Origin of the sequence: Tersicoccus solisilvae, from assembly GCF_014643255.1 — a bacterium.
Lineage (GTDB): Bacteria > Actinomycetota > Actinomycetes > Actinomycetales > Micrococcaceae > Tersicoccus > Tersicoccus solisilvae.
Genome location: NZ_BMJI01000061.1, coordinates 1 through 670 on the forward strand (window position 1 = coordinate 1; position 670 = coordinate 670).

A 670-nucleotide genomic window follows, 5' to 3' on the forward strand; every position below is an offset into this window, starting at 1 on the left:
AGCTCTGCGGTATTCATCCCTTGATCTCCTTGCGGCTGTCGATTCTGCGTCTATGAACTATAGAGTAATGTCTCAGACCTGCAGGTCCATGTGACACTATGACCGACAGTAAAACCACAGTCACGAGCAATTCGCTCTTGTAGCTTGCCAAGGGAATGAATAGCAAGATCAGCAGTAGTTTCACCAGGGTCAATACCCCTTTCAATTGGATAAGCCAGCGCCAATCCCGGACTATCTCCCACAGCATCAGGCAACTACCACTGGCCATGGCCATGATCCAATAGAGCTGCCAGCTTTCTTTGGGGACCGACAGCAAAATACCGCCACCTGCGCCGACTATTCCCAAAATATGTAGGGCTCTGAGACTAGTCTTACAAAGGCGTTGCAGCCAAAACTGCTTTTCCGACATCTGTGCTTTTGCCATGGTGATGATATCTGTGATCAAGAGTATAAATTTTGCGTTAGCTTAGCAGCATTCGCTAATTGACGACTATGCTTGACTTTGTATTTGTCGAACTTTCTCACATGGAAGCTCAGATTCCGGAAATGTTAGTCAGGTATGGATATACCGCACGTTAACTGTGATTTGTATCAATGTGTAGCCACCTTATCTGCAAGAGTGCACAGAAATGTGGATAAGGTGCCTCAAGAGAAATTTTTTTGTGACTCA

The 670-nt window shown here is 45.8% G+C and carries 1 protein-coding gene; it reads right to left on the reverse strand.

Annotation, left to right across the window (positions count from 1 at the left end):
* Positions 1 to 13: 13 nt before the first annotated feature.
* Entirely contained in the window at positions 14 to 424 is a 411-nt protein-coding gene (locus tag IEX22_RS16235) for a hypothetical protein (protein ID WP_100142643.1), read from the reverse strand.
* Positions 425 to 670 lie beyond the last annotated feature (246 nt).

Excerpts from the sequence above, each read along its gene's own strand:
- IEX22_RS16235 (WP_100142643.1), bottom strand. The coding sequence starts at position 424 with ATGGCAAAAGCACAGATGTCGGAAAAGCAGTTTTGGCTGCAACGCCTT.